This window comes from Kitasatospora sp. NPDC057512, from assembly GCF_042802135.1.
GTDB lineage: Bacteria > Actinomycetota > Actinomycetes > Streptomycetales > Streptomycetaceae > Kitasatospora.
The window spans coordinates 25,887-35,315 of the sequence record NZ_JBHVET010000011.1; the positions used below are offsets into that span (position 1 = coordinate 25,887).

Genomic DNA, 9,429 nt, shown 5'->3' on the forward strand with positions numbered 1-9,429 from the left:
CTTGGGCCCGGCTTTGGACCCGGCCTCGGAGCTGGCCTCGGCCCCGGCCTTGGGCCCGGACGGGGAGCCAACCTGGGGGTCGGTCACTTTCCGTTCTCCTGTTCGGTCGCTTCGGTCACTTCGGTGGCTTCCCTGGGCCCGGCGGCTCCGGTGCGCCCGGTGGTTTCACTGGATACGGCGGCCTCGGCGGCGCGCTTGGCCGCGTAGGTGACGGCCGCCTCGCGCACCCAGGCACCGTCCTCGTGGGCGGTGCGGCGGCGTTCGATCCGCTGGGCGTTACAGGGGCCCTGGCCGTGGATGACCCGGGTCAGCTCGGACCAGTCCGGCTCGCCGAAGTCCCAGCCGCCGCGCTCCTCGTTCCAGCGCAGCTCGGGGTCCGGGAGGGTCACACCCAGGTGCTCGGCCTGCGGGACGGTCATGTCGACGAAGCGCCGGCGCAACTCGTCGTTGCTGTGCCGCTTGATCCGCCAGGCCATCGAGCGGGCGGTGTTCGGCGAGTCGGCGTCCGAGGGGCCGAACATCATCAGCGACGGCCACCACCAGCGGTCCACCGCGTCCTGGACCATCCGGCGCTGGGCCTCGGTGCCGCGCATCAGCGTCATCAGGAGCTCGTAGCCCTGGCGCTGATGGAAGGACTCCTCCTTGCAGATCCGCACCATCGCGCGGGCGTACGGACCGTAGCTGCAGCGGCAGAGCGGGACCTGGTTGCAGATCGCGGCGCCGTCCACCAGCCAGCCGATCACGCCGACGTCGGCGAAGGTGAGGGTCGGGTAGTTGAAGATCGAGGAGTACTTCTGGCGGCCGGAAATCAGCTTCTCGGTGAGCTCGGCGCGGTCGACGCCGAGGGTCTCGGCGGCAGCGTAGAGGTAGAGGCCGTGGCCGGCCTCGTCCTGGGCCTTGGCGAGCAGAATGGCCTTGCGGCGCAGGGACGGGGCCCGGGTCAGCCAGTTGCCCTCGGGCTGCATGCCGATGATCTCGGAGTGGGCGTGCTGGGCGATCTGGCGGATCAGGGTGGCCCGGTAGGCGTCGGGCATCCAGTCCCTGGGCTCGATCCGCTGCTCGGCGGCGACGACCGCCTCGAACCGGTCCTCCAGCGTCTGCGCGGGGACCGTTTCGGCCACCTCTGCTGTCACCACAGTCCCCTCTCGTGTCCTGCCCGGTCGGTCGCCTGGAGCACCGACCAACCGACTGACCGTTCGGTCGGTACCATTCTGCGCGGAGGGGCGGAGGGATGGCAAGGCACGCAACAGATAACAGCTGACAGATTCTGAAATCTGTCAGCTGTTATCTGTCGGCTGTCTTCTGTTCGCTGTTCTCTGTTCGCTGCTCGACGCTCGCTGTTCTCTGTCCGCTGTTCTCTGTTTGCCGTTCTACGTTCGCCGCTGCCGACTGCCGGGGGTCGACGACCGACTCCCAGCCGTCAACGGCTCACCGCCGACTCATCCCTCCGCGCGGTCGCGCAGTCGCGGCAGCGGCACCGCGAGCAGCGCCGCCAGCAGGGCGACCCGGGGAGCGATCTGGTCGATCCGGATGTGCTCGTGCCGGGCATGGGCTCCGGCGCCCACCGCACCGAAGCCGTCCAGGGTCGGAAGCCCGCGCGAGCCCGGCAGGTTGGTGTCCCCCGCACCGCCCGCCGGAGCGCCGTCCAACTGCTGCCCGAGCACCGCGGCGAGCGAACGCACGTGCCGCAACAGCGGGTTGCCGGTCCGCTCGGGCCATGCCGGACGACTGGACAGCACCTCCGTACGGACCCGCGCACCCGGACGCAGCGCGGTGAGCCGGGCGAGGTTGTCCAGCGTACGGCGCTGCGCCTCGACCGTGGCGAAGCGCAGCCCCAGCTCGGCCTCGGCCCGACCGGCGACCACGTTGGCGCGCGAACCACCGCTGATCCGACCGGCGTTGAGCTCGGTGCCGGGCTGACCGGCGAGGTCGCGCACCAGCACGAGCTGGTCCACCAGCTCGTCGACCGCGGACACCCCATCGTGGGCGTCGTTGCCCGCGTGCGCCTCGCGGCCGGTCACGGTGAGCCGCACCCGGGTGCTGCCGCGCCGCGCAGTCTTCAACCGACCGTCGGGGTGCGGCGGTTCGAGACCCAGGACTGCGGCGGCGCCACGCAGCTGGCGCTCGACCAGGCGGCGCCCGTCGGGGCTGCCCACTTCCTCGTCGGAGACCACGACCAGGCGGACGGTCCGGTGCGGGCGCTCGCCCAGGTCCGCGAGCAGCGACAACGCCCCTTCCAGGATGGCGAGTCCGCCCTTCATGTCGACCACGCCGGGACCGGTGAGCCGACCGTCCTCCTCCGCCACCGGCCAGTCCGCGAGGGTGCCGACCGGCCACACGGTGTCATGGTGCCCGACGATCAGCAGGTGCGGCAGGGACTCGTCCCGACCCTCCCACTCCAGCACGAGGTGGTCGCCGGCCGGTCCGGGCTCACGCCGGGCGGTGGCACCGGTGGCACAGAAACCGGCCGCCAACTCCTCGGCCAGGGCGTCGAGTCGGGGGGCGTCACCACTGGGCGACTCGATCCGCGCCAGGTCGACGCAGCGACGCCGGACGGCCCCGGCGAGGGTGCGGGCCCGGGTGCTGAGCGCCTGCGGCACACCGGGCAGCGCCGTGGTGACGGCGGCGGCCCCGTGGGCGGCGGTGGCGGCCGGGCCCGTCGCGGGCTTCGCCACGACGTTCTTCGTCACGGGACTCTTCGTCACGGGGCTCTTCGCCGCCGCGGTCTTCACGACGACGGGATTGGTGAGGGCGGATTTCGTGAGGGCGGACTTGGCGGCTGCGGTCGTGGCGACGGCCACCTTGGCCACGGCGGTCCTCGCGGCACTGGACGCGGTCGCGGTGGCCTGGGCCGAAGCGGCAGGCACCACGGCGGCCGAGACCGTAGTGCCCGGATCCGCAGCGGCAGTTGCGGTGCTTACGGCGGTGCCGTTGGTGGTGGCAGAAGGAGCTGCGGCGGCGGTGGTTGCGGTGGCCGTGGCGGCGGCAAGGGCCTCGCCGTCGGTGGCGGCCGGGACGGCGACCGGCGTCGGGGCGGGTTCCGCGGCGGCGCCCGGTGCGGCGGGCGACCCGACGATCTGGGGACTCAACGCTCGCCTCCGCGGCCGCTGCCGGTATACAGCGGCCGTGCCGGCCGACCGCTCCCGCCCGGGTACCAGGCCCGGCCGGACCGCACCGGCCGACCGGGATGATGAGCGGCCCGCCGAATCGGCCTGTCTGGCCCAAGTACGGTGGAACGGCTGGGCGGCGTGCTTGGCATGTGCGTCCTCCTCGCTCGATCCGGTGGCCCCGGTCCGCCCGGAGCCCCGTGGACGGCGGCTTCCTGGCGGTGGGCGCAGTGGCCGGACCGCCGCAGGGAAGCCGAGATGTGAGCCTAGAAGAACCGTTCGGTTTCCTGCGAGGTGGCCCTGTTCCCAGCGTGCCGGTACCGGGCCCCGCTTCGGACACCGCCCGTCCGCATTCGGCGCGGGCGCTCGGCGCGCGGGCCTGGATCGGCGCGCGGACGCGGTCGCCGGATCGCGCCCATCTCCACCATGGACCCGCCGCCCGAGTTCGGCAGCGCAAACGGCCAAGGCACGGCATTTCCACGCCGGATGGGTGACAGCGGCTCAGCACGCGATACGAACCGGGAGCACGCGGCGGCTCATGGAAGCCCGCTTCGGCATCCGCCCCGACTCCGGGGGAACGTGCGGGGAACACCCGCATGAACAGCGGTCGATGCCGTGCCCCGATGTGCCCCACCGAGCCCCTCCGAGCCCCGACGCGCCTCGGCTGCAGCCCCCGGTACGACAGGGCGGCACCCGGGAACAGCGGGACAGCGCCCGGATATGCGCGTGCGCGAACGTTCGCGACCGCACCCGCGGGTGCACGACCGATCGGCACCCGGGCACCCGACCCCAGGCCCAGCCCGCCCCAGTCGTCCGTCCTCAGCCACCGTCGCCCACCAAACCGGCATCGCGTGCGAGCAGCGCCGCCTGGACCCGGTTGCCGACTCCGAGCCCGGTCAGGATCCGGCTGACGTGCGCCTTGACGGTGCTCTCGCGCATCCCGAGCACGCCAGCGATCTCGGCATTGGAGAGCCCGTCGGCGAGTTCGCGCAGTACGTCCGTCTCCCGCGGGGTGAGCCCGGCGGCCCGGTTGCGGGCGGCCACCGACCGGGGCGCCCCGACCCGGTGGTAGCGGTCGATCAGCCGCCGCGCGGCCGCCGGGTGCAGCATCCCCTGGCCGCTGGCGACGACGTGAACGGCCCGGGCGATCTCCGCGGGCGGGGTGTCCTTCAGCAGGAAGCCGTCCGCCCCGGCCGCGAGCGCCTGGTACACGTACTCGTCCAGGTCGAAGGTGGTGAGGGCGATGACCCGCGGACCGTCGGGGAGTTCGCGCAGCCTCCGGGTGGCGGCGATCCCGTCGAGCCGGGGCATCCGGATGTCCATCAGCACGACGTCGATCCGCCGGCCGGCGGCGAGCTCGACGGCCTGCAGCCCGTCGGCGGCCTCGGCCACCACGGTGAGCTCCGGGTCCTGGGCCAGGAGGTCGACCAGGCCGAGGCGGACCAGCGCGTCGTCGTCGACCACCATTGTTCGGATCATGCGGCGTCCTTCGGCTGCGGCTTCGGTTCCTGCTCCACGTGCTTCGCTCGCGTCGGTGGCGTCGGTGGCGTCCGTTGTTCCGGTGGCTCCGACTGCCTCACTCCTCGCGCCCCCTGCGCCCCTCGCACCCCTTTCTGCGATTGCCGTGCCCCCGGCGTTCCCCTCCCTCGTTCCGGCTGCGGCGACGCCCGCCCCGGGTGTGCCATCGCGCGCCCAGACTGTGGATCCGGACCGTCGCCACGGGGGCGGGTGGGAACCTCGTCCGGCACCGCCTGCGGCGGGCGGTCCGGCGCGGGTAACCGGGCGGAGAGCCGGAAGCCGCCGCCACCGTCCGGGCCGGCATCGAAGTGGCCGCCGAGGGCGTCGACCCGTTCGGCCAGCCCCACCAACCCGTACCCGCCACCGGTGCCCGGCCCGCCCAACGGCGCCTCGCCCGGGCCGTTGCGGACCTCGACCGTCGTCGCCGGCGCCCCGTAGCCGACCCGGACGGTGACGGGCGCGGCGTGTGCGTGTTTGCGGGCGTTGGTCAGGGCTTCCTGCACCAGCCGGTGCACGGCCAGCCGGTGGGTGGTCGGGATGGTCTCCGGCTCCCCGGAGAGGGTGAGTTCGACCCGTTGGCCGGCCTGGGTCGCCTCGCCGACGAGCTCGGTGAGGTCGCGAAGCGCGGGCGCCGGGACCTGCCCGGCCTCGACGGGCACGGACGGCTCGCCTCCCGTGCTGGACGGGGCCGGCGGGTCGGCCCGCAGCGCTCCCAGGACGTCACGCAGGTCGTCGAGCGACCGGGCGGCGGTGGTCCGCAGCAGTTCGAGGCGGTGGGTGAGCCGGTCGGGGTCGGCGGCGACGGTGCCGGCCCTGGCCTGGTCGCGCAGCACCCCGGCGTGCAGGACCAGGAGGCTGAGCCGGTGGGCCAGCACGTCGTGCATCTCCCGGGCGATCCGGGCCCGTTCGGCGGACCGTGCCTGTTCTGCGCGCAGCTCGCGCTCGCGGCGCAGCGCGTCGACCTGCTCGTGCAGGGTGCGGATCAGCACCCGTCTGCCCTGAAGCCACAGGCCGACCGCCATGGTGGCGGCCTGGACCAGGAGTTGGGACCCAGTGGTACCTGCCCAGCCGACCAGTGAGTCCGCACCCACCGCGCTGGCCACCGCGATGGCCGAGCCGCCCGCCATCGCCAGGCCTGGCCGGCCGCGGTAGGCGAGGTGGAAGACGCTGAACAGGCCGGGGACGGCTCGGTTGAACAGCCCGCCCGTGAGCACCGGCAGCACGGCCGAGGCCACCGGGTAGCGGCGGGCGAAGAAGAGCGAGACCGCGGCGAGCGCGGCGACGACCGTACGCGGCAGGCGCAGCGGACCGTCGGACTGCGTCCACTGGACCAGGGCCTCCTCGGTGGTCAGGCCGAGCAGGCCGAGCAGCAGCAACGTGTCCGTCCCGGCTCGGTGGTCCGGCCCGTACCAGCCGAGCACACTCCTGCGCATGGTGCTCCTCCTTTCCGCTCTCCTCGGCCCGAAAGCCTTCCGCACGTCCGCCCTTGGGCACCTCGGGCTCGATGCTAGGGGCGCTCGGGCGCGCAGCGCCTCTGTCTTCCGGGTAACCACACCCTCGACTTTCGTCGGGGGTCGGCGCCGCTGACCGGCCGATTCGCGGCGACTCCGCCCTGCCTAGCGTCGACGGCATGACCAACGAACGGCTCCACCACCGTCCGGACTCCCCTGCTCCCCTGTACGGTTCGCCCGCCGGCGGCGACCACCTGCTGTTCCTCGCCGAGGCCCTGCGCACCTTCCACGACACCGGCGCGCTGGCCCCGAGCGGCCCGGAGCTGGTGAACGCCCTGGTGGTACCGGTCACCAGCCGCCCGAACCGTCCGATCTCGGTGCTGGAAGTCGGCGCCGGCACCGGCGTGGTGACCCGTCGGCTGGCCCAAGTCCTGCGACCGGGCGACCGGTTGCACGTCGTCGAGGCCAACCCGCGGTTCGCCGAGCGGCTGCGGGAGGACCCGGTCCTGGCCGCGCGGCACCCCGGGGTCGGCCTGCGGCTGTCGGCCTGCCGGGTCGAGGAACTCCCGGAGTGCCGTCGACCGGCGCCGGAAGGGGCCCGGAGGGAGGACCGCGCGCAGCGGTACGACGTGATCGTGTCCGGGCTGCCGTTCACCAACTTCGAGCCCGCGCAGGTGCGCGACATCCTCGACCTCTACCTGCGGCTGCTGGCGCCCGGCGGCGAGCTGACGTACTTCGGGTACCTCGGCACGACGACGGCGCGCACCCTCACGTCCGGTCCCCGCCGGGGCGCCCGCCACCGGGCGGTGGTCCGGCTGCTGCGACGGTTCGAGGCGGCGTACGGGCTGGGCGAGCGCACGGTGTGGCGCAATGTGCCGCCCGCCCGCGCCTACCTGCTGCGGGCGCCGGGCGGGCGCGAGACCTGGGCGCCGGCCGGGGGCCCCGCCATCGAGCCGGCCGTCGAGCCGGCCGTTGATCCGGCGGACGCGGCCAAAACACAGAGCGCGACGGCCGCGACGACCACGACGGACACGGCGGCCGGATCGGCGGGCGGGGCGGCCCCGGTCCCCCGATGATGGACCGGGGCCGGGCCCGGCTCCGACTCTCCGACAGTGAGGAGCCGCGATGACCATCTCGGTACGTGACGTGGAAGCCCGGAACCGCTTCGAGGCCTGGGAGGACGGCAAGCCGGCGGGCTTCGCCGAGTACCTGCGCAGCGACCAGCTGGTGGTCTACCCGCACACCGTGGTCGAGCCGGCCTTCGAGGGCCGGGGCATCGGCAGCGCGCTGGCCCGCGCCGCCCTGGACGACGCCCGCGCCCGCGGCCTGTCCGTGCTGGCCACCTGCCCCTTCATCAAGGGCTGGATGCTCCGCCACCCCGAGTACACCGACCTCGCGTACGAGAACCGAAGCCGGGTCGCCGACTGATGTCAGCGTCGGTGCGGGCGTCTGCCGCCAGGCCGCAGTCCATGGCGCAGTCGCCCGTCCGAACAAATGACAGTCGACAGATTTCAACTTTCAGATAACAGACGACAGCGAACAGATTTTGAAATCTGTTCGCTGTCGTGCCATAGTGAGACCCGGGTCACCCTGCCCTCGCCTTCCGGCACCGCTCCCGCCCCTTGGAGTCACCCGTGTCCTCACACACCCGCCCCGCCCGGAGCACCCTCGGCACCACCGGACCGGTCACCTCGGCCCTCGGCCTCGGCTGCATGGGAATGTCCGACCTGTATGGCCCGGCCGACGAGGCCGAGAGCATCGCCACCATCCACGCCGCCCTCGACGCCGGAATCACCCTCCTCGACACCGGCGACTTCTACGGCATGGGCCACAACGAGCTGCTGATAAACGAGGCGCTGCGCGGCCGCGACCGCGAGAGCGTCCAGATCAGCGTGAAGTTCGGCGCCCAGCGCGGCCCCGACGGCCAGTGGCTCGGCTACGACGCGAGCCCCGCCGCCACCAAAACCGCGCTCGCCTACACCCTGCGCCGTCTGCGCACCGACCACATCGACGTCTACCGCCCGGCCCGCCTGGACCCGGGCGTCCCGGTCGAGGAGACCGTCGGCGCCATCGCCGACCTGGTGAAGGCCGGCTACGTCCGCCACATCGGGCTCTCCGAGGTCGGCGCCGACACCCTGCGCCGGGCCGCCGCCGTCCACCCGATCAGCGACCTCCAGATCGAGTACTCGCTGCTCTCCCGCTCGATCGAGGCCGCCGTCCTGCCCACCGCCCGCGAGCTCGGCATCGGCATCACCGCGTACGGCGTGCTCTCCCGCGGCCTGCTCAGCGGCCACTGGGACCGGGAACGCGCCCTCGCCGGGACCGACTTCCGCAGCCACAGCCCGCGCTTCCAGGGCGAGAACCTGGCCCACAACCTGGCGCTGGTCGAGGCCCTGCGCCAGATCGCCGCCGCGCGGGGTGCGACCGTCGCCCAGGTCGCCATCGCCTGGGTGGCCTCCCGCGGCCAGGACGTCGTCCCGCTGGTCGGGGCCCGCCGCCGGGACCGCCTGACCGAGGCCCTCGGCGCGCTCGACATCGCGCTGACCGAGGCCGACCTCGCCGCCATCGAAGCCGCCGTACCCGCCGGCTCCGCCGCCGGTGACCGGTACGCTGCCGCACAGATGGCCCACCTGGACAGCGAGCGCTGACCGCACCACCCTCGCCGTCGCCGCACCACCGGCGCCATCACCGCACGACCCGACCGCACGACCTAAGGACGGACCTCCCCGTGACCACGGACACCACACTCACCGCCGAGCAGATCCTGAGCGCGGCGGAGGACGTCCTCCGGCGGTTCGGCCCGGCCAAGGCCACCGTCGTGGACGTCGCCCGCATCCTCGGCGTCAGCCACAGCAGCGTCTACCGCCACTTCCCCAGCAAGGCCGCGCTGCGCGAGGCGGTCACCCAGCGCTGGCTCGACCAGGCGCACCACGAACTGTCGACCGTCACCAACGAGGGCGGCCCCGCCTCCGAACGGCTGCAGCGCTGGCTGACGGCGCTGTTCACGGCCAAGCGGAAGAAGGCGCTGGACGACCCGGAGCTGTTCGCCACCTACATGGTGCTGGTCGAGGAGAACAGCGGCCTGGTGGACTCCCACATCGACACCCTGGTCGACCAGATCGCGCGGATGGTGGCGGAGGGCATCGAGACCAAGGAGTTCAAGCTCGCCCACATCCGCAACACCGCCCGCGCCGTCTTCGACGCGACCGGCCCCTTCCACGACCCGGCCTACGCGTCGACCTGGTCCACCCCCGACGTCGACGACCGGTTCGACGCCGTCTGGAAGATCGTCCTCGGTGGCCTGAAGGCAAAGTGACGGATAATCAGCAACCGGGGCGCCGACGAGCGGAGGA

General features: G+C 73.3%; 8 protein-coding genes. 4 read left to right on the plus strand and 4 right to left on the minus strand.

What is annotated here, in order from left to right:
• Positions 1-83: 83 nt before the first annotated feature.
• From paaA to ACFU6K_RS01870, 4 genes are all read right to left on the minus strand, one after another.
• A complete protein-coding gene (gene paaA, locus ACFU6K_RS01855) occupies positions 84-1,136 on the minus strand; it encodes a 1,2-phenylacetyl-CoA epoxidase subunit PaaA (RefSeq protein WP_380660308.1) in 1,053 nt (350 codons plus the stop codon).
• A gap of 303 nt (positions 1,137-1,439) precedes the next feature.
• Positions 1,440-3,089, minus strand: coding sequence for a M20 family metallopeptidase (locus ACFU6K_RS01860; protein ID WP_380660309.1), 1,650 nt, complete (start codon positions 3,087-3,089; stop codon positions 1,440-1,442).
• Between the two features lie 837 nt (positions 3,090-3,926).
• Positions 3,927-4,586 carry a response regulator gene (locus ACFU6K_RS01865; RefSeq protein WP_380660310.1) on the minus strand — a complete coding sequence of 220 codons (660 nt, stop codon included), beginning with the start codon at positions 4,584-4,586 and terminating at the stop codon, positions 3,927-3,929.
• Complete coding sequence (locus tag ACFU6K_RS01870; protein WP_380660311.1) at positions 4,583-6,058, minus strand: histidine kinase; 1,476 nt, start codon at positions 6,056-6,058, stop codon at positions 4,583-4,585. Before ACFU6K_RS01870 ends, ACFU6K_RS01865 begins: the two co-directional genes overlap by 4 nt.
• A 197-nt stretch (positions 6,059-6,255) precedes the next feature.
• Here ACFU6K_RS01870 and ACFU6K_RS01875 point away from each other — a divergent pair, with 197 nt between their 5' ends.
• The 4 genes from ACFU6K_RS01875 (at position 6,256) to ACFU6K_RS01890 (ending at position 9,392) form a co-directional block, all read left to right on the plus strand.
• Positions 6,256-7,152 (plus strand): class I SAM-dependent methyltransferase, encoded by an 897-nt coding sequence (locus ACFU6K_RS01875; protein ID WP_380660312.1) that lies wholly within the window; start codon positions 6,256-6,258, stop codon positions 7,150-7,152.
• A gap of 49 nt (positions 7,153-7,201) precedes the next feature.
• Positions 7,202-7,504 (plus strand): GNAT family N-acetyltransferase, encoded by a 303-nt coding sequence (locus tag ACFU6K_RS01880; RefSeq protein WP_049649718.1) that lies wholly within the window; start codon positions 7,202-7,204, stop codon positions 7,502-7,504.
• 284 nt (positions 7,505-7,788) lie between these two features.
• Positions 7,789-8,724, plus strand: a complete 936-nt coding sequence (locus ACFU6K_RS01885; RefSeq protein WP_380660317.1) for an aldo/keto reductase — start codon at positions 7,789-7,791, stop codon at positions 8,722-8,724.
• Positions 8,725-8,804: 80 nt separating this feature from the next.
• On the plus strand, positions 8,805-9,392 hold the full coding sequence (locus tag ACFU6K_RS01890) for a TetR family transcriptional regulator (protein ID WP_380660313.1): 588 nt from the start codon (positions 8,805-8,807) through the stop codon (positions 9,390-9,392).
• The last annotated feature ends 37 nt before the right edge of the window (positions 9,393-9,429 follow it).